The following is a 22455-nucleotide window of genomic DNA, read 5'->3' on the forward strand; positions in this document are numbered from 1 at the left end:
GTCTCCCCATAACTGCTGGCGCGATTGCAGGCCCTAAAAGTAGCTTCCAACGTCGGAATCCGCTTTTTGCGGCGAAAGCAGCACTCTCGATATAAACCAAAGCAGTGAATTTTGCAAGCTGTACAAGCTATATTTTTAGCTTAACCAATCCTTTTTTAGCTAAACTACCGTATCTGCCTTCACAATCCCCGAACTGTTCAGGTTTTCCGCTGTAAAAACGGGCCACTGGCGCCGTGCGGGCATTTATTGCCTTTTCTCAACCGTCATTCATTTTTCCACCAAACGTTTCTCACCCATGTCCGACAATCTTCAGCCCCGGGGCTCCGACGATGCCACGTTCGCGCAGCCGCTGTATACGCCCATCAAGCGGCGCTCCTTTTTCATGTACGCCGGCGCTACGGCCGGGGCTTCGGCCCTGGTGCTGGCTGGGTGCTCGAAAGACAGCCCGGACCCGGTGAAACCCAACCTGCCCAACGGCAACTCGACTACCGCCGACGGCTCCATCAGCCTGGGCTCGGGCGACGTGGGCGTGCTCAACTACGCCTACGCTCTGGAGCAGCTCGAAGCCGATTTCTATGCCAAGGTGGCGGCTGGCAGCGTGCTGTCGGGTGCCGAGTTGGCTTACTTCCAGCAAGTGGCCAAGCACGAAGCCATTCACCGCGACTTCTTCAAGGCGGCCATCACCCGCGACGCCCCCGGCCAGACGCTGCGTGGCCTCACGCCGAAATACCCCACCGGCACCTTCGACACGCGCACCAGCATCCTGGCCACCGCCAAGGCGTTTGAAGACCTTGGCGTATCGGCCTACAACGGCGCCGGCAAGCTCATCAAAAATGCCGCTTACCTGGTAATTGCCGGGCAGATTGTGTCGGTTGAAGCCCGCCACGCCGCCTACATCCGCGACCTGATTGCGCCTGGCACCTTTGCCGAAGACGGCAACGCCGCTACCTCCGTAAACGCCCAGGGGCTGGATTTGGTGATGACGCCCACGGCCGTACTTGCCACGGCCCAGGCCTTCATCACCGAGAAGCTCGACGGCAGCAGCATCGGGGTCAACGCCTAGTCCTTTCCCATTCACTCGTAATCAATTCTCGCCATGAATTTCTTCAATATCATCAACCAACTGGCCGAAGTGGACCCCGACGTGATGGGCCGCCTCGACACGCGCCGTTCGGTTTTCAACTCGCTCACCACCCTCGGCAAGCGCACCGCCCTGGCCGCGGGCCCGGCGCTGCTGGCTTCGTTCTTCACCAAAGCCTACGCGGGCACCACCGCCGGCGACCCCAAAGAGGTGTTCAACTACGCCCTGTCGCTGGAACTGCTGGAAGCCGACTTCTACAAGAAGATGGTGGCCTCGCAATATTTCTCCGGCCAAAGCGCCGCTTACCAGGGCGCCATCAACCAGATTCTGAAAAATGAAAACGCCCACGTGGCCTTGTTGCAGGCCGTGGTGAGCGGCATTGGCGGCACGCCCGTGACGGGCAACGCCTTCAGCACGACGGTTTTTAACGGCCTGGGCTCGTTCGCGGCCCAGCTGGAAGTGGCGCAGTTGCTGGAAGACACCGGGGTGCGCGCCTACAAAGGCCGCGCCGGCGACCTGCTGGGCATCGCCGACGTCACCATCGGCGGCACCGCCTACAACCCGCTCGAAACCGCGCTGCGCATCCACTCGGTGGAAGCCCGCCACGCGGCCCACATCCGCACCATGCGCGGCCAGACGCCCTGGATTACGGGCAGCGGCGACAAGGACAGCCAGCCCAACTACGCGGGCGCCATCCCCGAAAGCAACACCACCCAGTCGGGCGTGAGCCTGATTGCGGCCAACGCCATCACGCCCAACACCACGTATTCGGCCGCCGACGCCGCCGCTTCGTTCGACGAGATTCTGACCCCGACCGAAGTGGGTGCCCTCGTGACCCCGCTCAAACAATAGCCCCGGGCATAGCCTTTTGAGCGGCCAAAAAACAGCGCCGGTTCTGCATCTCGCGGAACCGGCGCTGTTTTTTTGGCCTTTGCAACCATTGGAGGGGCAGCGAGTACCTTTGCAGTAGCCCATGGCCCGAGGTTTCGGGCCGGCCGATTGAATTAGCTAAGCATGTCTGAACACTCCCATTCGCCCGCCTGGCGGGCACAACCGCTGGGACGGCGCGGTTTTCTACGGGTTTCGGCCGCATCGGCGGCCACGGTGGCCCTCGTGGCCGCCACGGGGTGCGACACCTCGACCCCGACTCCCGAACTCCCCGACCCGCACCTGCTGCCCCTGCCCGCCGACGATAACGGCCTGTTTTATCAGACCTACTTGCTGGCGCTGGCGAAGTCGACCTTGTACCAGAAAGTGGTTGAAACCCCGCCCGCCGACCTGACGGCGCCCGAGCGCGCCCTCTTCCTGAACATGTACGACCACGAGGTAGCCTACCGCGAGCTGCTGCGCTACTACCTTGACCCCGCCCTGACGGCACAGCTGTTTCCTACCGATTTTGCGTTCAACCTCAGCTCCTTCACGCTCAGCACGCGGGCAGGCCTGCTGGCCGCCGCACAAAAGCTGGAAGATTTGGCCGCGGCCTTCTACCCGGTCATTATTCCGCTGTTTAGCAGCGCCGCCTCCTACCAGCGCCAGTTGCTGCTGAAGGCCTCGTCGGTGCAGGCCCGCCACGCGGCCGTGGTGCGCGACCTGCTCGTGCCCGGCTCTTTTGCCAACGACGACGTGGTGGACGCCGCCGGCCAGCTTCTCCCGAAAACCCCGGTGGAAGTGAACGCCGCGCTGGCGCCGTTTTTTGCCCCTTACGTCATTTCCGTCGCCAGTTTGCCCGTTCCCGTTGTATGAAGCTGATTTCCCTTCTTGACCATTTGGCGGCCACGCCCCCGGCCGGGGGCGCCGCGCCGCGCCGGGCGTTGCTGCAGCAACTGGGCCGGGCCGCCGTGGCGGCGCTGCCGCTGGGCCTGGGCGCGGCCCTGCCCGCCGCCGCCGAAACCAAAGACACTTCGCTCGACGCCGTGAGCCAGCTGCTACTGCTGGAGCGCCTAGTGTCGGCCTTCTACACCCGGGCCCTGGCCGTGAACGGGCTGATTCCGGCCGCGCAGGCCCCCGATTTCCAGCGCATCCTGCGCCATCAGAACCAGCACGTGGCCCTGCTCACGCAGGCCCTGCAAGACGGCGGCGCCATTTTGCCCCCAATGCCGGCCTTCGATTTCAGCGGGCAGCGCAACGTGGCCGCCAACCCCGTGCTGTTTCCCAACGTGCTGAGCGTGTACGATGACTTTCTGGCCCTGGCCCAGCAGCTCGAAGACCTGAGCGTGCGGCTCTACAAAGGGCAGGTGTTCAACATCGCCTACGACGCCAAGCTCTACAAAGCGGCCCTGCGCATTCACGCCGTCGAGGCCGAGCATTCGGCCCACGTGCGCGGGCTGCGCCGCAGCCGCGGTGCCACCGTGAAAAACTGGCCCAGCAGCACCGACGCCGCCATTGCGCGCCCAGCCGGGGCCCAGGCCTTGGCCACTGCCGCCACGGGCGGCGAGGAAAACTTGCTGCACGAGCGGCTGGCCGGCGCCACGGTGCCCTTCCCCACCATCCTGAACGTGTTCAGGCTCACTTTCGTGAGCGATGAGTCCATTGCTGAGGCATTTGACGAGCCCATAAGCTCCGCCGCAGCTCAAGCGGCCCTCAGCCTGTTCTTCTAAAGAGGGCAATATAGCGCGATATAAAATTTTGGCATTTTGCAGAAAAAGAGTGGCCCTGGCCGCTCTTTTTGCGTATCCGGGCACCCAAGCCGGCTGCACCAGGCGCAAGCTATTGCGTTGCCCCGCCGGCCGGTTGTACCTTCATTATCAGGCAGCTGCCAAGCTCTCCCGTAGGGCCCGCGGCCACCTCCACCCTTCCCCTTCCTCGTATTCTCTGATGCTATGCTAGACTACGTAAAAATGATTCTGGTCAAGGTCAGCTTCAGCAAGGCGCTGTTCGAGAAAGAGCTGCGCAAAGCCCTCAAAATGCTGCTCCCCGCCGAGCTGTCCGATTTCCGGGCCTGGTGCTACCAGCAGTTTGCACGGGTGTACCGGCGGGTGCTGAAAAAGGTGTTTGGCAACCCTCACGGCGTTTCGCCGGTGGTGGCGGTCGGGTAGGCGGCCACAAATTGGATGTTGCGTTTTAGCCCCTCGTAGCCCGTGCGCTTCACGGCCGACTGGCGAAACAGCTCCGTAAATAATTCGTGGGTGATTTCGCGCCAGTCGCCGGGCGTCAGGTCTTTCAGGCCGGGCGCGGGGTCGAACTGCGGCTCGGTGTGCGGTTTGCTGAAGCGGTTCCAGGGGCACACGTCCTGGCAGATGTCGCAGCCAAAGACCCAGTTGCCGAACTGTCCGGCCACCTCGGTCGGAATCTGGTCCTTGAGTTCGATGGTGAAGTAGCTGATGCACTTGCTACCGTCCACCACGTAGGGCTCCGTAATGGCCTGCGTGGGGCAGGCGTCGAGGCACTTGGTGCAAGTGCCGCAGTAGTCGCGGATGGGCCCGTCGGCGGGCAGGTCCACATCCACAATCAGTTCGGCGATGAAATAGAACGAGCCCGTGCCCGGCGTTATCAGGTTCGAATTTTTGCCCACCCAGCCCAGACCAGATTTCTTCGCCCAGGCCTTGTCCAGCACCGGGGCCGAATCGACGAAGCAGCGCCCACCAATCTGGCCGATTTCGGCTTCCATGTCGGCCAGCAGCATCTTCAGCTTGTCTTTGATGACGAAGTGGTAGTCGCGCCCGTAAGCGTACTTGCTGATTTTGAGCGTATCGTCGGACTGCTGATTTTCCGGCGCGGGGTAGTAGTTGAGCAGCAGCGAAATCACCGATTTGGCGCCGTCCACCAGCAGGCGCGGGTCGAGGCGCTTGTCGAAGTGGTTTTCCATGTAGCCCATGCGGCCGTTCATGCGCTTCGTGAGCCAGGTTTCAAGGCGCGGGGCTTCTTCCTCCAAAAACTCGGCCTTCGAGATGCCGCAGGCCATGAAGCCCAGCTCCGCCGCGCGGCGCTTGATGAACGGGGCCCATTGAGACTGTGGAAGCATGCTTGGCAGAAGTGAAGTTAAGGCCGGTCGCGGCCGACGAAGCGGTTTTTGCCCAGCAAAAAGCCAATGGCAAGGCCCAGGTTGCGCTCGAGGCTCTCAGCGGTTTTCAGGCTGAGGAGGTAGCGCACCACCTCGTGCTGCCACGAGGGCGCCAGCCGGGCAAACACCTCCCGGGCTTCGGGAGTTTCGGCCAGCGCCTGCTCGAAGGCCGGGCAACTGAGCACCGGCGCGGCCACCGGGTTGTAATCCAGGGCAATGTCCAGCACCTCGCCGATGCGGCGGGGCGAGTTGGGCAGCATCAGCAGGTTGATGTAGAGGCGCCAGAGGCCGGCGTAGCGCACCAGCGTTTGCTGGTAGGGCCGGCCGTGCACGGTGCCGTGCACGCGGATAGGGCCTTTGCTGCGCCCCGCCTGGGCAAACACGTCGGCCAGCACCGCATCGGGCACCTGCACAAACGGGTTCACGCCAATCAGCTCCAGCGTCGCGGTAAAAGTGTGCATGAGCAACTGACTACACGCAAAAACGCACCGCCGGCGGGCGGTGCGTTTTCACAGGACAAAACAGGTTACGAGGTTATCTCGTCAAACAGGCTGGCGCCGTTGTTGCCGCGCAGGTGGTTGGGCAACAGCCGCCCCAGGTGCTGGTATGCCGCCTCAGTGGCCTCGCGGCCGCGGCTGGTGCGCTTGATGTAGCCTTCCTGAATGAGGAAGGGCTCGTACACTTCTTCGATGGTTTCGCCCTCTTCGCCGCAGGCCGTGGCGATGGTGCTGATGCCCACCGGGCCGCCCTTGAACTTGTCGATAATCGTGGTCAGGATGCGCTTGTCCATGTCGTCGAGGCCGCGGGCGTCTACGTCGAGGGCATTGAGGGCAAACTGCGCGATTTCGACCGTGATGGTGCCGTCGCCTTTGATTTGGGCAAAGTCGCGGGTGCGGCGCAGCAGGTTGTTGGCGATGCGGGGCGTGCCGCGCGAGCGGCGGGCAATTTCAAAGGCCGCATCTTCGTGGATGGGCGTGCCCAGGATTTCGGCCGAGCGCTGCACAATGGTGGTCAGCAGCTTGGAATCGTAGTACTCCAGGCGGGCCGAGATGCCGAAGCGGGCCCGCAGCGGCGCCGTGAGCATGCCCGAGCGCGTGGTGGCGCCCACCAGGGTGAAGGGCGACAGCGAAATCTGCACCGAGCGGGCGTTGGGGCCCGAGTCGAGCATGATGTCGATGCGGTAGTCCTCCATCGCCGAGTACAGGTACTCTTCCACCACGGGGTTGAGGCGGTGGATTTCGTCGATGAACAGCACGTCGTGCGGCTCCAGATTGGTGAGCAGGCCGGCCAGGTCGCTAGGCTTATCCAGCACCGGGCCGCTGGTCATCTTGATGCCCGAGCCCAGTTCGTTGGCGATGATGTGCGAGAGGGTGGTTTTGCCCAGGCCGGGAGGGCCGTGCAGCAGCACGTGGTCGAGGGCGTCGCCGCGCTGCTTGGCGGCGGCCACGAAGACCTTCAGGTTCTCCAGAATTTTATCCTGGCCCGTAAAATCGTCGAAACTGAGCGGCCGCAGGGCTTTGTCGATGTCCTTGTCGGTGGCATCAAACCCGTCGGTGCCGCCGGTGAGAAAGGCTTCGCGCATAGATATAGTTGCTAAAATTATTGGTCGCTCGTTGCTAAGCTAATGAGTAACTAATTTGCCTGCAAAAAAGCTCCGTGTACTAAAGAAAAATCGTCTGTCATCCTGAGCATTCTGCGAAAGCAGAATGCTCAGGATGACAGACGGCCTGAAAAGACTTTTTACTCGTGCAGCAGCACCTCAATGTCGAGGTGCAGCCAGTCGGTTTCCCAGGATTTGTGGTTGAGGCGGGCCGAGAGGTGCTTGCCGGCATCGAGGAGCCGGGCCACGGTTTCGTTGCGGCCTTCGGGCAGGTAGCCGAGCCAGACGTTGTCGGGCGAGTCGGGCGGGGCGGTGTGCACCTGCACGGCCCAGTCGTCGTAGTGGTTGTCGGGCTCGCGGGTGAGCAGCAGGGCCTGGCCGACTTGCAATTTGGGCTCGTATTTCTCCAGATTGGGGCGGTGCGAGGTGCCGGCCACGAGGCATTCGAGCAGCACGAGCGGTTCAGAAGCGGTGACGATTTTCATCATGGGGCCAAATTACGGCACGGGCGGCGGGTTTGGGCACGGTGGCCCCGGCCCGGCGTTCTCCTTCGCGCACGGGTGCAGCATTTTCCAACTTTTACCCCCAACTTACCGGCGCCATCGTGAGTGGCACTTTTTGCCGGTATGCCATGGCTGCGATTAATGACGACGACGCCGAATTTGACCCCACACCCGAGCCAAACGAAGAATTTGAGGCCGAGCTGGAACGGCAGGTGGCCCAGGTGCCGCCCGAGCTCTTCGAGGCCCTGAAGCCGCTGCTGATGCTGGGCAGCGTGGCCAACTACATGCTGATGGGCCACGACGAAGACCCCGTGCCCATGGCCCTAACTGAGCTGTTGGGCTACGACCTGGACGCCGTGCAGCGGCTGGCCAACGTGAAGGACACGCCCGCGCTGGCCCGCGTGATGGCCCTGCACACGCTGGAGCTGTTCGACTTTATCCAGATTGGCATTCAGGTGTACGAAAGCCCCCTCGGGCCGCCCTTGCAGGCCTACTTGGGCCGCCATAACGTGTCGGACGAGGGCACCGAAAGCCTGCGGACCTACCTGTTGAGCCAGGGCGAGGCGCTGCTGGAAAACATCGGCCACTACCTCAGCGCCAACGACGCCGACCTGCAGGAGGAGCTGCGCATGCGCCGCCTGCAAACGGAAAGCATTTTCAGCCGGCTGGCCGATACGCTGCGGCCCTACTACCCGCCCGGCAGCTCGCCCGAGGACGAGCGGGCCGCCGCCCTGGATGCCGCCGACGAGGCCGAGGACGCCGAAGAGGCCGCCGTGCAGGTGTCCTTCACCCACGCGCAACGCGCGACGCTGGCCCTGGCCTTGCGCCTGCCCCACCTGCTGGCCGGCCTGGGCGAAACGCCCTTTGCCCGGGCGCTGGCCGATGTGCCGCGGTTTCGGAAGAAGGCGCTGACGCGGCTGGCCGACCGCCTGCTGGCCGCCGAAGACGACGTGCCATTTGCCCTCACCTGGTCGGAAATGCTGCGCCTCTACCAGGCCGCGCACGTGTGCGCCCTGAGCTCGGTGGCCGCCGTGTCGGCCGTGGGCAGCCTTGAGGACTTTCTGATGAGTGGCCGGGGCGACGCATCCGACGCTCCGGAGGTGACGGCCGAAGACGCCCGCCACACCCGCGAAGCGATGATGGCCATGATGACCGGGTTTGTGGAAGTGGTGGAAGCCAACCACCCCGACGACGAGGACGTGGCCGCGGCCCGGGCCGAAATCGGGCGGCTGGCGGAACTGCTGGAGGAATAAAATCCACTGGCCCATAATTTTGACAACTACCACACCATAACTGGAACGGGGATTTGGACCTTCTCACCGCCGACAACGGCGCCAATACGGTGAGCGTGCAGTTCAACGACGGTGGCGCGTTCCGCGGCGCTCAGCAGTTCGGCGTGAGCGCGGGGGGCGGCCTTACCTACTGCATCGTCATGGGCGATGTAGACGGCGGCCTGGACCTGCTCACGGGCAACAACGGCAACACGGGCACCGTGAGCATCCGCCTCAACCAACTGGCGCTGGCCGCCGCCCCTGGCCGTGCCACCTTCTCCGTCTTTCCCGATTCCGCCCACGGCACGGCCACCCTCACCGGGGCCCCGCCTCACGCCCCGCTCATCCTGCTCGACGCACTGGGCCGGATGCCGCTCAGTGCCACGGCCGATGCCGGTGGCACGGCCCGCCTGCGGCTGCCCGAGGGATTGCCAGCGGGCGTGTACTTGGTGCGCAGCGGCGGGGCGGTGCGCCGGCTGGTGGTGCAGTAAATAGCCTAGATTGCAAGGGCATTGCCATTCATCTACTTTTCCGCTTATGAAAAAAGTGCTTTCTTCCGTTGCGCTGGCGCTGGCCGTGGCCGGCTCCTGGGCCTTTTACCCCAACGCCGCCCCCGCGCCCACGGTCTACCTGATGGTGGTGGGCAGCGGCCGGCCGGGCAACGAGTCCTACGTGCCCGAAATCGTGACCATTCAGCCCGATGGCAAGCAGCAGGTGCAGCGCCTCACCAACGTGAAGCCCAGCTCGGACCGCAGCACCACCGACGTGGCCGTGGCTCTGCACCATGCCGAGCTGCTGCAAGTGAATAAGCTAGCCGCCCAGGGCTGGCGGCTGGTGAGCGTGGCCCAGAGCACCGTGGGCGTGGGCGCCACCACCGAAACCGTGTACATGATGGAGCGGCGCTAGGTCACTGCAGTCACGTTAGCAAAGCGGTTGGTGGAGTAAGTTGCGGGCGCAATTAACTCCCCTTCTTCTTTGACGCTTATGAAAAAAGTGTTTCTCTCCACCGCCCTGGCGCTGGCCGTGGCCGGCTCGTGGGCATTTTATCCGAAGGCCCCGGCCGAGCCAAGCGGGTACATGATGGTAATCGGCAGCGCTACGTTCGCCGGCTTCACAAGCAAAGCAGAGGTCACCGTAGTAGACGCCGCTGGTAAAAGCACGGTTGTTGATGTAGACGCCCGCAACACCTCGGCCAAGCAAATTACCCAGTCCATGAATAAACTACACATGGCCGAGCTTCAAAAAATCAATGAGCTTAAGCAGCAGGGTTGGGTCGTCATTCAGGCAACTCCTCAAGCCATAGAAGGAATGATGACGACGGCTTATCTTCTGGAGAAACGCTAAGCAGCCCGCAAGCAAACGGCCGCCCCAATTACTTGGAGCGGCCGTTTGCTGTTAAGATTTAACCCAACTGCTGCTGCCTATTTAAATGCCTGAATGCCCGTGATGTCGGCACCGGTGATGAGCAGGTGGATGTCGTGGGTGCCTTCGTAGGTAATCACCGATTCCAGGTTCATCATATGGCGCATGATGGGGTACTCGCCGGTGATGCCCATGCCGCCGTGAATTTGGCGGGCTTCGCGGGCAATGTGCAGGGCCATTTCCACCGAGTTGCGCTTGGCCATCGAAATCTGAGCCGAGGTGGCTTTGCCTTCGTTTTTGAGCACGCCCAGGCGCCAGGCCATGAGCTGGGCCTTGGTGATTTCGGTAATCATTTCGGCCAGCTTCTTCTGCTGGAGCTGGTAGCTGGCAATCGGTTTGCCGAACTGCTCGCGCTGCAAGGAGTATTTCAGGGCCGACTCGTAGCAATCGATGGCCGCGCCGATGGCGCCCCAGGCAATGCCGAAGCGGGCCGAATCGAGGCAGGACAGCGGACCTTTGAGCCCGTCAATGTTGGGCAGAATATTCTCTTTGGGGATTTTCACGTCCTCAAACACCAGCTCGCCGGTGGTGCTGGCGCGCAGGCTCCACTTGTTGTGGATTTCGGGGGTGCTGAAGCCTTCCATGCCGCGCTCCACGATGACGCCTTTGATGCGGCCCTGCTCGTTCTTGGCCCACACCACGGCCACCTGGCACTCGGGCGAGTTCGAAATCCAGAGCTTGGCGCCGTTCAGCAGGTAATGGTCGCCCATGTCCTTAATGTTGGTGGTCATGCCGCCGGGGTTCGAGCCGTGGTCGGGCTCGGTGAGGCCGAAGCAGCCCAGCCACTCGCCGCTGGCCAGCTTGGGCAGGTACTTGCGGCGCTGCTCTTCGGAGCCGTAGGCGTAAATCGGGAACATGACGAGCGAACCCTGCACCGAGGCGGTGGAGCGCATGCCGGAGTCGCCGCGCTCGATTTCCTGCATGATGAGGCCGTAGCTGATGTAGTCGAGGCCGCCGCCACCGTACTCCTGCGGAATGGTGGGGCCGAAGGCGCCTACGTCGCCGAACTTGCGCACCATGCTGCTTTCGAAGTGCCCTTGTTGGGCCCATTTCTCGATGTTGGGGCTGATTTCCTTTTTGACGAAGTCGCGGATGGACTGGCGGATGAGCAGGTGCTCCTCGGTCAACAGGCCGTCGAGGTCGAAATAATCGGTGAAGCCGTTGGCGTTGGTGCTGCCCTTTTGGGCGGTGTGGGCTTTGGATTCGGGGGAAAGTACGTCGGCTTGCGAAGACATAAGCGGGGAAGTGGGGCGGTGAGAATGAGTGGGAATGCGGCCGCAAAGGTAACAGCCGGGGCGCAGGTGCGGTTCGGCTGGCTGGAAGGCCACGGGCCGGAAGTGCCCTGTTTTCGGTTGGCGGCGCGGGCGGGCCCTCCTTTTAACGCGCGGCGTCGTATGCTTGCCAAAAATTCATACGTTTCTCACCATGTCCACCACCGGGCCTCCCACCCACCACGCCGCCAAGCTAAACGAGTTGGAAGCCACCGCCATTTGCGGCAACGACATTTCTTCTTCGTGCCTCTATGTGTCGGCGCTGGCCATTTCCTACGCCGGGCAGTACGCTTGGCTGGCCCTGCTGGTGGTGGGCGCGGTGCTGTTTCTGTTTCGGCGCATCTACGGCGAGGTGGTGGGCGCCCTGCCCCTGAACGGCGGCGCCTACAACGTGCTGCTGAACACCACCAGCAAGCGCAACGCCGCGCTGGCCGCCTGCCTCACCATCCTGTCGTACATGGCCACGGCCGTGCTCTCGGCCAACGAAGCCATGCACTACCTGCACACGCTGTGGCATGGGCTACCCATCATTTGGGCCACCATGGGGCTGCTGGGGCTGTTTTTGGTGCTCACGCTGCTGGGCATGTCGGAGTCGGCCATCGTGGCGGTCATCATCTTTCTCACGCATCTGGCGTCGCTCACGCTGCTGGTGGGCGTGGCCGTGTGGTACCTGGCCACGCACGGCATGCCCAATCTGTCGCTCAACTTCCACGTGCCAGTGAAAGGCGGCAGCATCCTGGGAGCATTGTTCTTTGGGTTCAGCGCGGCCATGCTGGGCATTTCGGGGTTCGAAAGCTCGGCCAACTTCGTGGAGGAGCAGGCCCAGGGCGTGTTTCAGAAAACGCTGCGGAACATGTGGGTGGTGGTCACGGTGTTCAACCCGCTGCTGGCGTTTCTGGCCATTGCGGTGCTGCCGCTGGCCGAGGTGGGCCAGCACACCGAAACCCTGCTTTCGCACCTGGGCACCGTTACGGGCGGGCCCTGGCTGGGCAAGCTCATTTCGGTGAATGCCGTGGCCGTGCTCAGCGGGGCCGTGCTCACGTCCTTCGTGGGCGTGAGCGGCCTGATGAAGCGCATGACGCTGGACCGCATTCTGCCCCAGGTGTTTCTGCGCGAAAACAAGCGGGGCAGCAACTACCTTATCCTTATCGTTTTCTTCCTGCTGTGCTGCTCGGTGCTGTTCATCACGCAGGGGCAGTTGGGGCCGCTGGCGGGCGTTTATACCATTTCGTTTTTGTCGGTGATGGCGTTTTTTGCGCTGGGCAATTTTTTGCTCAAAGGCAAGCGGCCCAACCTGCCGCGGCCGGTGTACGCGGGCATTCTCACGGTCACGCTGGCGTTGCTGGGCGTGCTGGTGGCCCTGTTCGGCAACGTCCGCATTCACCCCGAGTACCTGATTGTGTTCCTCGAATACTTCCTGCCGGCCATGGCCGTGGTGTCCATCATGCTCAACCGCATTGCCATCCTCAACCTGGCAATGTCGGCGGTGGAGTCTTTGGCGCGGCACCTGCCGCGGGTGGCGCGCCTGGCCCGCCTCAAGGTGCGCCGGCAGCTGCGGGAGTTGGCCCAGCAGGAGTTCGTGTTTTTTACGAAGGGCGACAACGTGGCCAACCTCAACAAGGTGATGACTTACGTGGTGGAAAACGAATTCACCAACCGCCTGAAAATCGTGACGCTGCTCAAGCCCGGCGAACAATACCCCGACGAACTGCTGAACGACATCCGGGTGCTGGACCGCGCCTACGAGCAAATCGAGGTCGACTTCGTGACGATAGAAGGCAGCTTTGGCCCGGCGCTCATCGAGGAACTGTCGGAGCGGTGGAACATCCCCAAAAACTTCATGTTCATCGGCTCGCCCGGCGACCGGTTTCCGTACCAGATTTCGGAGCTCGGCGGCGTACGCCTGATTATCTGAGCGGTGGTTTCTGAACCGCAGATTCTGCAGATTTAACGGATTTCACAGATTCTTCTTTAAGGGATGATAACGTGCCGCCGCAGGCGCAATAAAAAAGGCCACTCTAAATGAGTAGCCTTTTTACAAATCAATTTTAGAAGCCGGCCACAAAAAATCTGTGAAATCCGTTAAATCTGCAGAATCTGCGGTTCAGAAACGCAGGTTCAGCGAGGCCAGGAAATTGGTTTTGGCCTGCGGGTAGTAATAGGTGGAATACTGAGCTTGCCCGCCGCTTACGTAGCCGTAAGTGGCGCCATTATTCACGTACTCCGTGTCGAAAATGTTGTTGAGCAGCCCGGCCAGCTCAATTTCCTGAAAGCCCAGTTTTTGCGGGTGCCAGAGGTAGCGCAGGCGCAGGTCCTGCACGTAGTAAGGGCTGATGCTACGCGACTCGGTGCTGGTATTGTCGAGGTACTGACGGCCGGCGTAGCGGACCAGCGTGGCCAGCTTCAGGCCGGGCAGGGCTTCGTACTCCACGGTGTAGGCGGCCGTGAAACCGGGCGAGAAAGCAATATTGGTTTGCTGGTAGGTGGTGGCTTTTTCGCCGCCCTGGTCGTAGTCGGTCAGGTAGTCGGTGTAGTTGTTGATTTTGTTCTGGCTGGCGGTGGCGGTGGCCGTTAGGCTCAGGGCGGGCACGGGCTTAAAGGTCACCTGCGCTTCGACGCCGCGGCGGTACGACTCGGCCACGTTGGTGTGAATGGCGTTGCCCACGTCGTCCAGCTGCCCGCTCAGTACCAGCTGGTTGTGGTAGTACATGTAGTAGAGGTTCAGGTTGACCTGCACCTTTTCGGTGGCGCGGCGCAGGCCCAGCTCGTAGTTGTAGAGGGTTTCGGCGGTGGGCCGGCGCTCGGCGGGCGTGTCGGTGTAGTCGGTGCGGGTGGGCTCGCGCTGGGCCAGCGCAAAGGAGGCGTACACCTGGGTGCTGGGGCGCAGCTGGTAGGTGAGGCCCAACTTGGGGTTGAGGAAGGTGAAACGGGCCGTTTGCTGGCTTTTGGCGCCGTTGGGGCGGCCGTCGGGTGCGTACAGCTCGTAGCGCACGTAGCGGTTTTGCAGGTCGGCGAAGCCGGCCAGCTTATCGGTCAGGCCCACGTTCACGCGGCCGTACACGTTGATGTCCTGCTTGTGGGCATTGGGTTCGTCGTCGTAGCGCGTGCCGGTTTCGGGGATGAAGGTGCCGCGCTGGGCCCAGGTCAGCTCATCGAAATGCTGGCCCCGGTAGCCCACCACGGCCCCGCCCAGCGTAGCCTCGGTGATGCGGCCACTCGTGGGCCGGGCCTGCAGGGCGAAGGTGGCGCCGTACATATCCGTTTTGAGCCAGCGCCGCCGGATGACGTCGGTGGTACGCAGCGTATCGAACCCGCCGCCGGCCGCCGGCTGATACACCGGGCCACCAATGCCATATTTTTCAAAATCCTGATTAGCCTTGTACTCCTCGTAGTAGCCGCCGCCGCGCGTCCAGAAGGGCGTCACGCTCAGGTTTAGGGTGGGTGCGAGCTGGCGCGAAATCAGGAACTGGTAGTAGTCCTGCTGGTAATTGTCGGTCTGGTTTTTATAGGCGGGCAGGTGCTGGCCAGCGTCGGTGCCGGCTTCGTTGTAGCGGCGGTTTTTGCGCAGCAGCGAGTCGGCCAGGCCGTACCAGCTTTGGTAGGTGGTTTCGTAGCCAGTCAATACCAAAGCCCGTAGCAGGGTCTTCTCATCCGAATACGTGCCGGTCAGGTACAGCGACTTCAGCCGCGATGAGGCGCGGTCCACGTAGCCGTCGCTCTGCACCCGCGAGGCACGGGCGTCCACCGCGAAATGGCCGTTGAGCAGCCCCGTGCCGGCCATTATCGTGCTTTTCCAGGTGCCAAACGAGCCGGCCGAGTTGTTGACTTCGGCGTAGGCTTTCGGCCGCAGGCCGAGGGTTTCCACGTTCAGGCTGGCCCCGAAGGCGCCCGCGCCGTTGGTGCTGGGCCCGGCCCCGCGCTGCACCTGAATGCTTTGGGTGGACGAAGCCAAATCCGGCAAATCGACAAAAAACACGCCGTGGCTTTCGGCCTCGTTCACCGGCACGCCGTTCAGCGTCACGTTGATGCGGGTGCCGTCGGTGCCGCGAATGCGGATGCCGGTGTAGCCCACGCCGGTGCCCGCGTCGGAGGTCGTCGTCACGCTGGGCGTCTGGTCGAGCAGGTAGGGAATGTCTTGGCCGAAATTGCGGGCTTGCAGCTCCTGGCGGCTCACGTTTTGGTAGGCGGTGCCGGTTTTGTCGGTGGCGCGGGTGGCGGTCACCACGGCCTCGGGCGTCAGGATGCGGCGCAGCTTGGCGGTGTCGGGCGGGGCGGTTTCTTGGGCCCGTGCCGGGGCAGCGGCCAGCCCCACGAGGGCGGCGCCGACGAGCAGTACAGTTTTCAAAAGTCAACAGCTAAAGATGGAACGCGCCGTCGCCCCAGGGGTCGGAGCGGCGGCGGAAACGTCCGCGGATTGTTTGTTCCCTGCGCCGGCATTACCCGGTTCAGGTTCGATGGGTATCATCTCAGCCGAGGTTGTACACAACCTCAGCACCCCTAAACAGGCCGCAAAGGTAACACTGTGGGCGGCGGGCGCGCTTTTTTTACTTATTGCCGGGCCCGGAGCGTGCGCGTTTGCTGGCTATCAGTTAATTTAGGGACGTCGGCCGCGCAACGTCGGGCCGGGGGCTTGCGTTCATAGGCATCGCCCCGCTTAAGCTGCTTTCGTCATGCTCAATCTCGTCTACGCCGTCGCCTTTTGCGCATTCTTCCTCTTCGTGCTGGTGATGCCGCGCCGCCGGCGCGTGCTGCCGCCCCCGCCGCCCTCCGACGGCGACGATGACGGCGGCGAACCGCACGACCCCGGCCTGCCCGACCTCGACCTGCCGCCCGGTATTTCGCGCCCCATCAGCGACTGGGAACCCGATTACAACCGCCGCCGGGTGGAGTTGTAAGGCATTGGTTAAAAATTAAAAAGGCCCGCCTGATAATCCAGGCGGGCCTTTTTTACTCCTAACTTTTTGACGCTTAACTCACTTCAATGGTGTAGGCGGCGGTGAACACCTGGCCCGGCTCCAGTGTCAGGATGCCTTCTTTGTCGCGCAGCTCGCCGGGCTCGCCGGCCGGGCTGGCCACGCCGTACCAGGGCTCTACGCACACAAAGCCCGCGCCGGGCCCTTTGGTCCAGAGGCCGAGGTAGGGAAAGCCGTCGAACTGAAACCGCACGAAATGCGCCGACTTGCGCGAGCGCAGCACCAGTCCGGAGAAGTCGTAGTGCTTGAAAACCAGCGCGTCGTCGGCAAACAGCTCGTAGCTCAGGGGCAGCTCGCGCTCTTCGTTTAGCACGGCCGCGGTTTGGCCCGTGAGCAGGCCGCCCTGCAGCAGGTGCCGCTCCAGCGTGACGGGGTGGTCGAACTCAAAGTAATAATCCTCAAAGGCTTCGCCCGGCAGCAGCGGGCAGCGCACGGCCGGGTGCGCCCCGATGCTGAAGAGCAGCGGCTGGGTGGCAGCCGGGTTGCGCACGTCCCAGCGCACGGTGAGCTCGGTGCCGCGCAGCACGTAGGTGATGGTCAGCTCAAAGGCGAAGGGGAAGACAGTTTGGGTGGTTTCGTCGTGCTGCAGCTGGAACACCAGCTCGGTTTCGTCGTGGCGCAGCACGGCAAACTCCTGGTCGCGGGCAAAGCCGTGCTGGGGCAGCTTGTAGTCGCGGCCCTGGTAGTGGTAGGCGTCGCCGGGCAGGCGGCCCACCAGGGGGAACAGCACGGGCGCGTGGCGGGCCCACACGGCGGGGTCGCCGGGCCACACGTATTCCAGGTCGTTGGCGGTGGTGACGAGGCTGGTGAGCTCGGCCCCGCGGGCCGCGAACGTGGCGCAGCACTGCGGCGTGCGCAAAGTGTAGTGCGAAGGCATGGTGGCGTACGGGATTGGGTCTTCGTGCAGCACAGACGGGGTTTCGGCCGTGCGCAGCAGTTCATCAACGAGAAAGCGGGCCTGGGCGAAGCGGCGCTCGCCGGAGCCCGAAATTTCGGCAAAGTTGGACATTCGGTCCCGCAGCTCGCGCTGGTAGAGGTCGTAGAACTGCTGGCGCAGGTGCGGGTGCTCGCGCAGGGGGTCGGGCAGCCAGGGCAGGTCCACGCCCATGAGCAGCACTAGGTCGTACTGCTGCTCGTCAATCCGGCGCAGTATCCACTCGGGGCAGGTGCCGAAGGCGTGCTCGGCCCAGATTTTTATCACCAGCAGGTCGCTGTCGCAAAACACCACGTGCCGGGCCGTGCGCACGGCTTCGGCTTCGGCGCGCAGCTGGCCGCGGGCTATTTCTTCAATGTCGGCCAGGGTGTAGTGCGGGCCGGTGTCGGCGAGGTATTCGCGGGCGTATTCGGGGGCGAAGGACGTGCCGTAGTGCGCCGCCAGCTGGGCCGCCAACGTCGATTTGCCCGTGGATTCGGGGCCGGTAAGGGAAATGCGCAGCAAAGAGAGGGCGGAAAGGCGGGGGATGGAAGGGAAACCCCGGCGCAAGGGAGCCGTCATCGGGTGGAATAACGGGGGTGCCTCCGAACGCACGGCCGGACAAAGATTGCACGGCGCTACGACTTAATTAGCTTCTGCCCGTGCTATCGCCTTACATATTAGTGCGTGCCCGCCGTAGCGGCCGCCGCCAACTCGCGGCGCCACTGCCAGTAGCCGTAGGCCGCCAGCCCCAAAAACACCACGTAGAGCCCGCTGGTGAGGTACAGCTCGCGGTGCCAGTACATGCCCACGTAGGCCACATCAACGCCAATCCAGAGCAGCCAGTTTTCGAGGTGGCGGCGCGAGAGCAGCAGCTGCGCCGCCAGGCTGATGGCCGTGGTGCTGCTGTCCCAGTAGGGCAGGGCGGCGTTGGTGTGCTCGGCAAACAGGAAGCCCGCCCCGGCGGCGTAGAGCAGCCCCGCCGCCGCCAGCCACCCCGCCACCGGGCCGGGCGTGCGCGTGATGGGCAGCGGCGCGGCCTCGGCGCCCGCGCCGCCGTGCAGCCACCTGGCCCAGCCGTAGACCAGCAGCGCCACAAAGGCCAGTTGCAAACCGGCGTCGGAATAGAGCCGGCTCTGCCAGAACACCACCAGGTAGAGCCCGCCGTTGAGGATGCCAATGGGGAAATTCAGGATGGAATTGCGGGCCGCCAGCCACACACAGGCCACGCCCGTCACCACGCCGGCCACCTCCAGCGGACTAGCGGCGCGAATGGCGGCCAGCGCCGCGGGCAGAACATCGGAAACAGACAAGGCGGCCAAGGCGAGCGGGGAAGTTGCGCCGCAAGGTAGAGCCCGGGCCCTACTTTTGCCCGCTCTAACCCCTGCCATGGAAAGCGCCCCCCTCGAAATCAGCCCCGAAGAGCTGCACCGCCGCCTGCAAGCCGGCGACGACCTGCAGCTCGTCGACGTGCGCGAACCCGAAGAATACGACTACTGCCACCTGCCCGGCAGCCGGCTTCTGCCGCTGGGCGAGCTCACGCGTCGCACCGACGAAATCCGCCAGGACGGCCCGGTGGTGGTCATTTGCCACCACGGCGTGCGCTCGGGCCAGGCCGCGGGCTACCTGCGCCACCGCCTGGGCCGCGCCAACGTGCTGAACCTGCGCGGCGGTGTGGCCGCCTGGGCCGCGCAGGTCGACCCGGCATTTCCGACGTACTGAAGCATCACGCAGATATAAAGAACGTCATGCCGAGCGCAGTCGAAGCATCTTTACCGCCAGCACTAATCATTTACTATTGCGGGCAAGATGCTTCGCTGCGCTCGGCATGACCGTTCTGCCGACGCGGCAGACATTTCCGCAATCGTTTGAGCCTGAAATCCGTTGTAGAAGCACACTTTGCTTCTGCCATGCTTGACTTACCATTTGCCCCGCCGGCCGCAGCCGACCCCAACGCCCCCACGCTGGCCGCCCGGCTGGCCCTGCGCGAGCGGCCCGTGGGCGCGCCGCTGCTCCGCCAGCAGTGGAGCGAGCTGCTGTTTCTGCACTGGCCGGTACCGGCGGCGCTGCTGCAGCCGCACCTGCCGCCGCGGCTGCAGGCCGACACGCACGAGGGCATGGCCTGGCTGGGCGTGGTGCCCTTCAAAATGTCGAAGGTGAGCACCCGCGTGACCCCGCCCCTGCCCGGCAGCGATGAATTTCTGGAGCTGAACGTGCGCACCTACGTGCACCTCGACGGCGTGCCCGGCGTGTGGTTTTTCTCGCTCGATGCCACCAGCCCGCTGGCCGTGTGGGTGGCGCGCACGTTTTTCCACCTGCCCTACCTGCGCGCCACCATGCGCCTGGAAAGCCCCGGCGCGCAGCTGCGGCAGTTCACGGCCCGGCGCACGCACGCTGGCAAGCCGGCCGCCCACTTCCGCGCCACCTGGAAAATCGGCGCGCCCCTGCCCCCGGCCGAACCGGGCTCGCTGGCCTTTTTCCTCACCGAGCGGTACTGCCTCTACGCCAGCAATAAAGCCCAGACCAAGCTCTACCGGGGCCGGGTGGCCCACGCGCCCTGGCCGCTGAGCAGCGCACAGGTGCTGCACTACGAGTCGTCGCTGGTGGAAAGCCACGGCCTGCCCACGCCCGCCGGCGCGCCGGTGGTGCACGCGGGCGGCCCCGTGAGCGTGGAGCTGTGGCCCATGCAGCAGGTGTAATTTTGCCGGGTGAACCCCGCCTTCGTCCTGCCGCCCCTCCCCGATTTGCCCATCCTCGCGGCGCTACCCGAGCTGCGGGCGGCCCTGGCGGCCCACAGCCGCGTGGTGCTGGAAGCCCCGCCCGGCGCCGGCAAAACCACCGTGGTGCCGCTGGAGCTGCTGGCCGCCGAGTGGCGTGCGCCGCAGGATAAAATCCTGGTGCTGGAGCCGCGCCAGCTGGCCGTGCGCGGGGCCGCCGCCCGCCTGGCGCAGCTGCTGGGCGAGCCCGTGGGCCGCACCATCGGCTACCGCGTGCGCCTGGACAGCAAGGTGAGCCGGAAAACCCGCGTGGAGGTCATTACCGAAGGCATTCTCACGCGCATGATTCAGGACGACCCGGCCCTGGAAGGCGTGGCGGCCGTGGTGTTTGATGAGTTCCACGAGCGCAGCCTGAATGCCGACCTCGGCCTGGCGCTGGCCCTGGATGCGCAGGCCGTGCTGCGGCCCGAGCTGCGCATCCTGATAATGAGCGCCACGCTGGAAGCCCAGCGGCTGGGGCAGTGGCTGCCCGCGCCGGTGGTGTCGTCGGCCGGTTTTTTGTTTCCCATCGAAACGCATTACCTCGACCCGCGCCGCGCCGCCAGCCTGCCCACCAAGCCTGCCGACCGACTGGCCGAGCTGGTGCCCGCGCAGGTGCGGGCCGCCCTGAACGCGCACCCGGAAGGCGATATTCTGGTGTTCCTGCCCGGCGTGGGCGACTTGCAGCGCAGCGCCCGCAAGCTCCAGGAGGCCCTGCCCGAGCACGTAGACCTGCACCTGCTGCACGGCGAATTGCCCCTCGAAGCGCAGGATGCTGCCCTGCGGCCCGTGCGCGGCGGACGGCGCAAGGTCATCCTGGCCACCAGTATTGCCGAAACCAGCCTCACCATTGAGGGCGTGCGGGTGGTGATTGACGGGGGCTTTGCGCGGGTGCCGCGCTTCGTGCCACGCACCGGCTTCACCACCCTCGAAACCGTGCCCGTGGCCCGCGCCGCCGCCGACCAGCGCCGGGGCCGCGCCGGCCGCCTGGCGCCCGGCACCTGCTACCGCCTCTGGACCGAAGCCGAGCACCCCAACCTGCCGGCCCACCGCCCGCCCGAAATCCAGACCGCCGACCTCAGCAGCCTGGTGCTGGAGCTAGCCCTGTGGGGCGCCGCTGGCCCCGGCAGCCTGCGCTGGCTCGACGTGCCGCCGGCCGCCGCCTATGGCCAGGCTCAGGACCTGCTGTTGCGCCTGGGAGCATTGGACGCTTCACATTCAGCTTCGCTTAATGAAGAATTAAGAATGACGAACGAAGATTTGGGGACGTCGAATAATTCTTCATTAAAAACCAAGCCCACATCCCACGGCCGGCAGCTGGCGGCACTGGGGTTGCCACCGCGGCTGGGGCACTTGGTCGTGCGCGGGCAGGAGCTGGGCCACGGCGCGGCAGCCGCTTCGCTGGCGGCGCTGCTGTCCGAGCGCGACCTGCTGCGTTGGGCCGCGCCCACCGACACCCGCCCTGCCCCGCCCGACCTGCGCCTGCGCCTCGAAGCGCTGGCCAGCGGCCGGCCGCCGCTGCCGGGCCTGGCCCTGCACCACGCCACCTTGCAGCGCGTGCGCGACGTGGCCCGCAACCTGACCGGCCGCCTGGGAAAAGCCGACAGCACATCCGCCAATCAGTTAATCAGCACATCACCCGTGGGCCTGCTCACGGCGCTGGCCTACCCCGACCGACTGGCCCAGCGCGAAACGCACGACCGGCTGCGCCTCGTGACGGGCCAGCGGGTGAGTTTGAACACGACGGACGTGGACGCGCAGGCCACTTTTTTCGCGGTGGCGCACCTGGCGGGCACGGCCTCGGCGCCGCGGGCCACGCTAGCCGCCCCGCTGGAGCAGGACGAGCTGGAGCTGGCTTTTGCCGACCAGATTACGACCACCGAGGAGGTGCGCTACGACCCGGCGGCCCAGCGCGTGACGGGCCGCTGGGTGCGCCGCCTGGGCGCGTTGCTGCTGGAAGAAAAAGTCATCGGCCAGCCCCGGCCGGAGCTGGTAGCCGAAGCCCTGCTGGCCTATTTGCTGGAAGCCGGGCTGGGCAAGCTCAACTGGACGCCCCACGCCCGGCAGCTGCAGCAGCGGCTGGAGTTCTTGCGGCGGCATTTCCCGGCGGGCGAAACCGGGGAAGCGGCGGCCGAAAGCTGGCCCGCCTTCGACGACGAGACGCTGGCCCGGGAGCTGGCCGACTGGCTGGGCCCGCACCTCACCGGCCTCAAAACCCTGGCCGAGGTGCAGCGCCTCGACCTGACGGAGCCGCTGCTGGCCCGCCTGCCCGGCGGCTGGAATCAGCGCCAAGAGCTGGACCGCCTGGCGCCGGCCGCGCTGGAAGTGCCCAGCGGCTCGCACATTACCCTCGACTACGGCGACCCCGCCGCGCCGGTGCTGGCCGTGAAGCTCCAGGAGCTGTTTGGCCTCACCGAAACGCCCACCGTGGCCGGCGGGCGCGTGCTGCTGCTGCTGCATTTGCTTTCGCCCGGCGGCCGGCCGGCCCAGGTCACCCGCGACCTGCGCAGCTTTTGGGAGAAGGGCTACTTTGAGGTGCGCAAGGACCTGAAGGGCCGCTACCCCAAGCACCCCTGGCCCGACAAGCCGATGGAGCACATTCCCACCAAGCTGACCAAAAAACGGCTGGGGCAATAAGCTTGTGGCCAGCAATAAGCTTTTCGTT

General features: G+C 64.4%; 22 protein-coding genes and 1 riboswitch. Of the genes, 14 read left to right on the plus strand and 8 right to left on the minus strand.

The annotated features are described in order from the left end of the window. Window positions 1–295 precede the first annotated feature (295 nt). The 5 genes from I2H31_RS22840 (at window position 296) to I2H31_RS22860 (ending at window position 4116) form a co-directional block, all read left to right on the plus strand. Window positions 296–1063: a ferritin-like domain-containing protein gene (locus tag I2H31_RS22840; RefSeq protein WP_196295379.1), complete on the plus strand. Its 768-nt coding sequence runs from the start codon at window positions 296–298 to the stop codon at window positions 1061–1063. A gap of 33 nt (window positions 1064–1096) precedes the next feature. Next, window positions 1097–1933, plus strand: coding sequence for a ferritin-like domain-containing protein (locus I2H31_RS22845; protein ID WP_196295380.1), 837 nt, complete (start codon window positions 1097–1099; stop codon window positions 1931–1933). 162 nt (window positions 1934–2095) lie between these two features. Next, window positions 2096–2824: a ferritin-like domain-containing protein gene (locus tag I2H31_RS22850; protein WP_196295381.1), complete on the plus strand. Its 729-nt coding sequence runs from the start codon at window positions 2096–2098 to the stop codon at window positions 2822–2824. After that, complete coding sequence (locus I2H31_RS22855; RefSeq protein ID WP_196295382.1) at window positions 2821–3678, plus strand: ferritin-like domain-containing protein; 858 nt, start codon at window positions 2821–2823, stop codon at window positions 3676–3678. Before I2H31_RS22850 ends, I2H31_RS22855 begins: the two co-directional genes overlap by 4 nt. Window positions 3679–3900: 222 nt before the next feature. Continuing rightward, on the plus strand, window positions 3901–4116 hold the full coding sequence (locus I2H31_RS22860; RefSeq protein WP_196295383.1) for a hypothetical protein: 216 nt from the start codon (window positions 3901–3903) through the stop codon (window positions 4114–4116). Here I2H31_RS22860 and queG read toward each other — a convergent pair. The 4 genes from queG to I2H31_RS22880 form a co-directional block, all read right to left on the minus strand. Next, the gene (gene queG, locus I2H31_RS22865) at window positions 4083–5042 is read right to left on the minus strand and encodes a tRNA epoxyqueuosine(34) reductase QueG (protein ID WP_196295384.1); all 960 of its coding nucleotides are present in this window, start codon (window positions 5040–5042) and stop codon (window positions 4083–4085) included. The genes I2H31_RS22860 and queG overlap by 34 nt on opposite strands. 17 nt (window positions 5043–5059) lie before the next feature. Beyond that, window positions 5060–5542, minus strand: coding sequence for a YdeI/OmpD-associated family protein (locus tag I2H31_RS22870; protein WP_196295385.1), 483 nt, complete (start codon window positions 5540–5542; stop codon window positions 5060–5062). Between the two features lie 65 nt (window positions 5543–5607). Then, window positions 5608–6663, minus strand: a complete 1056-nt coding sequence (gene ruvB, locus I2H31_RS22875) for a Holliday junction branch migration DNA helicase RuvB (RefSeq protein WP_196295386.1) — start codon at window positions 6661–6663, stop codon at window positions 5608–5610. A gap of 158 nt (window positions 6664–6821) precedes the next feature. After that, on the minus strand, window positions 6822–7169 hold the full coding sequence (locus I2H31_RS22880) for an HIRAN domain-containing protein (RefSeq protein ID WP_196295387.1): 348 nt from the start codon (window positions 7167–7169) through the stop codon (window positions 6822–6824). Window positions 7170–7312: 143 nt separating this feature from the next. Here I2H31_RS22880 and I2H31_RS22885 point away from each other — a divergent pair, with 143 nt between their 5' ends. From I2H31_RS22885 to I2H31_RS22900, 4 genes are all read left to right on the plus strand, one after another. After that, the gene (locus I2H31_RS22885; protein ID WP_196295388.1) at window positions 7313–8437 is read left to right on the plus strand and encodes a hypothetical protein; all 1125 of its coding nucleotides are present in this window, start codon (window positions 7313–7315) and stop codon (window positions 8435–8437) included. Between the two features lie 53 nt (window positions 8438–8490). Then, a complete protein-coding gene (locus I2H31_RS22890) occupies window positions 8491–8946 on the plus strand; it encodes a hypothetical protein (RefSeq protein WP_196295389.1) in 456 nt (151 codons plus the stop codon). 46 nt (window positions 8947–8992) lie between these two features. Then, complete coding sequence (locus I2H31_RS22895; protein ID WP_196295390.1) at window positions 8993–9361, plus strand: DUF4177 domain-containing protein; 369 nt, start codon at window positions 8993–8995, stop codon at window positions 9359–9361. A 78-nt stretch (window positions 9362–9439) separates the two neighbouring features. Continuing rightward, complete coding sequence (locus I2H31_RS22900) at window positions 9440–9799, plus strand: hypothetical protein (RefSeq protein ID WP_196295391.1); 360 nt, start codon at window positions 9440–9442, stop codon at window positions 9797–9799. A 77-nt stretch (window positions 9800–9876) separates the two neighbouring features. Here I2H31_RS22900 and I2H31_RS22905 read toward each other — a convergent pair whose 3' ends face one another. Further along, window positions 9877–11112 carry an acyl-CoA dehydrogenase family protein gene (locus I2H31_RS22905; RefSeq protein ID WP_230688007.1) on the minus strand — a complete coding sequence of 412 codons (1236 nt, stop codon included), beginning with the start codon at window positions 11110–11112 and terminating at the stop codon, window positions 9877–9879. A 190-nt stretch (window positions 11113–11302) separates the two neighbouring features. Here I2H31_RS22905 and I2H31_RS22910 point away from each other — a divergent pair, with 190 nt between their 5' ends. After that, entirely contained in the window at window positions 11303–13063 is a 1761-nt protein-coding gene (locus I2H31_RS22910) for an APC family permease (RefSeq protein ID WP_196295392.1), read from the plus strand. Window positions 13064–13252: 189 nt separating this feature from the next. Here I2H31_RS22910 and I2H31_RS22915 read toward each other — a convergent pair whose 3' ends face one another. Further along, window positions 13253–15493, minus strand: coding sequence for a TonB-dependent receptor (locus I2H31_RS22915; protein ID WP_196295393.1), 2241 nt, complete (start codon window positions 15491–15493; stop codon window positions 13253–13255). Window positions 15494–15551: 58 nt separating this feature from the next. After that, window positions 15552–15657, minus strand: a riboswitch (TPP riboswitch). Between the two features lie 161 nt (window positions 15658–15818). On the opposite strand from I2H31_RS22915, the gene I2H31_RS22920 reads away from it, so the two are divergent. After that, window positions 15819–16043 carry a hypothetical protein gene (locus tag I2H31_RS22920; RefSeq protein ID WP_196295394.1) on the plus strand — a complete coding sequence of 75 codons (225 nt, stop codon included), beginning with the start codon at window positions 15819–15821 and terminating at the stop codon, window positions 16041–16043. A gap of 73 nt (window positions 16044–16116) precedes the next feature. Here the strand turns inward: I2H31_RS22920 and I2H31_RS22925 are convergent, their stop codons facing one another. Both I2H31_RS22925 and pnuC read right to left on the minus strand, forming a co-directional pair. Continuing rightward, window positions 16117–17616 (minus strand): aldose epimerase family protein, encoded by a 1500-nt coding sequence (locus I2H31_RS22925; RefSeq protein WP_196295395.1) that lies wholly within the window; start codon window positions 17614–17616, stop codon window positions 16117–16119. A 98-nt stretch (window positions 17617–17714) separates the two neighbouring features. Next, a complete protein-coding gene (pnuC, locus tag I2H31_RS22930; protein WP_196295396.1) occupies window positions 17715–18356 on the minus strand; it encodes a nicotinamide riboside transporter PnuC in 642 nt (213 codons plus the stop codon). 67 nt (window positions 18357–18423) lie between these two features. Here pnuC and I2H31_RS22935 point away from each other — a divergent pair, with 67 nt between their 5' ends. From I2H31_RS22935 to hrpB, 3 genes are all read left to right on the plus strand, one after another. After that, window positions 18424–18756 carry a rhodanese-like domain-containing protein gene (locus tag I2H31_RS22935; protein ID WP_196295397.1) on the plus strand — a complete coding sequence of 111 codons (333 nt, stop codon included), beginning with the start codon at window positions 18424–18426 and terminating at the stop codon, window positions 18754–18756. Between the two features lie 188 nt (window positions 18757–18944). Further along, a complete protein-coding gene (locus tag I2H31_RS22940) occupies window positions 18945–19733 on the plus strand; it encodes a YqjF family protein (RefSeq protein ID WP_196295398.1) in 789 nt (262 codons plus the stop codon). A 9-nt stretch (window positions 19734–19742) separates the two neighbouring features. Continuing rightward, a complete protein-coding gene (hrpB, locus tag I2H31_RS22945; protein ID WP_317192264.1) occupies window positions 19743–22427 on the plus strand; it encodes an ATP-dependent helicase HrpB in 2685 nt (894 codons plus the stop codon). Window positions 22428–22455: the final 28 nt, after the last annotated feature.

It is taken from the genome of Hymenobacter ruricola (assembly GCF_015694525.1).
GTDB classification, from domain to species: Bacteria; Bacteroidota; Bacteroidia; order Cytophagales; family Hymenobacteraceae; genus Hymenobacter; species Hymenobacter ruricola.

What these genes read in the sequence shown, in the direction of transcription:
- I2H31_RS22870 (WP_196295385.1), bottom strand. Translation starts at nt 5,542, where the DNA reads ATGCACACTTTTACCGCGACGCTGGAGCTGATTGGCGTGAACCCGTTT.
- I2H31_RS22910 (WP_196295392.1), top strand. Translation starts at nt 11,303, where the DNA reads ATGTCCACCACCGGGCCTCCCACCCACCACGCCGCCAAGCTAAACGAG.
- I2H31_RS22920 (WP_196295394.1), top strand. Translation starts at nt 15,819, where the DNA reads ATGCTCAATCTCGTCTACGCCGTCGCCTTTTGCGCATTCTTCCTCTTC.
- I2H31_RS22895 (WP_196295390.1), top strand. Translation starts at nt 8,993, where the DNA reads ATGAAAAAAGTGCTTTCTTCCGTTGCGCTGGCGCTGGCCGTGGCCGGC.
- queG (WP_196295384.1), bottom strand. Translation starts at nt 5,042, where the DNA reads ATGCTTCCACAGTCTCAATGGGCCCCGTTCATCAAGCGCCGCGCGGCG.
- I2H31_RS22840 (WP_196295379.1), top strand. Translation starts at nt 296, where the DNA reads ATGTCCGACAATCTTCAGCCCCGGGGCTCCGACGATGCCACGTTCGCG.
- I2H31_RS22850 (WP_196295381.1), top strand. Translation starts at nt 2,096, where the DNA reads ATGTCTGAACACTCCCATTCGCCCGCCTGGCGGGCACAACCGCTGGGA.
- I2H31_RS22885 (WP_196295388.1), top strand. Translation starts at nt 7,313, where the DNA reads ATGGCTGCGATTAATGACGACGACGCCGAATTTGACCCCACACCCGAG.
- I2H31_RS22880 (WP_196295387.1), bottom strand. Translation starts at nt 7,169, where the DNA reads ATGATGAAAATCGTCACCGCTTCTGAACCGCTCGTGCTGCTCGAATGC.
- ruvB (WP_196295386.1), bottom strand. Translation starts at nt 6,663, where the DNA reads ATGCGCGAAGCCTTTCTCACCGGCGGCACCGACGGGTTTGATGCCACC.
- I2H31_RS22855 (WP_196295382.1), top strand. Translation starts at nt 2,821, where the DNA reads ATGAAGCTGATTTCCCTTCTTGACCATTTGGCGGCCACGCCCCCGGCC.
- I2H31_RS22900 (WP_196295391.1), top strand. Translation starts at nt 9,440, where the DNA reads ATGAAAAAAGTGTTTCTCTCCACCGCCCTGGCGCTGGCCGTGGCCGGC.
- I2H31_RS22860 (WP_196295383.1), top strand. Translation starts at nt 3,901, where the DNA reads ATGCTAGACTACGTAAAAATGATTCTGGTCAAGGTCAGCTTCAGCAAG.
- I2H31_RS22940 (WP_196295398.1), top strand. Translation starts at nt 18,945, where the DNA reads ATGCTTGACTTACCATTTGCCCCGCCGGCCGCAGCCGACCCCAACGCC.
- I2H31_RS22845 (WP_196295380.1), top strand. Translation starts at nt 1,097, where the DNA reads ATGAATTTCTTCAATATCATCAACCAACTGGCCGAAGTGGACCCCGAC.
- I2H31_RS22905 (WP_230688007.1), bottom strand. Translation starts at nt 11,112, where the DNA reads ATGTCTTCGCAAGCCGACGTACTTTCCCCCGAATCCAAAGCCCACACC.
- I2H31_RS22925 (WP_196295395.1), bottom strand. Translation starts at nt 17,616, where the DNA reads ATGACGGCTCCCTTGCGCCGGGGTTTCCCTTCCATCCCCCGCCTTTCC.
- I2H31_RS22935 (WP_196295397.1), top strand. Translation starts at nt 18,424, where the DNA reads ATGGAAAGCGCCCCCCTCGAAATCAGCCCCGAAGAGCTGCACCGCCGC.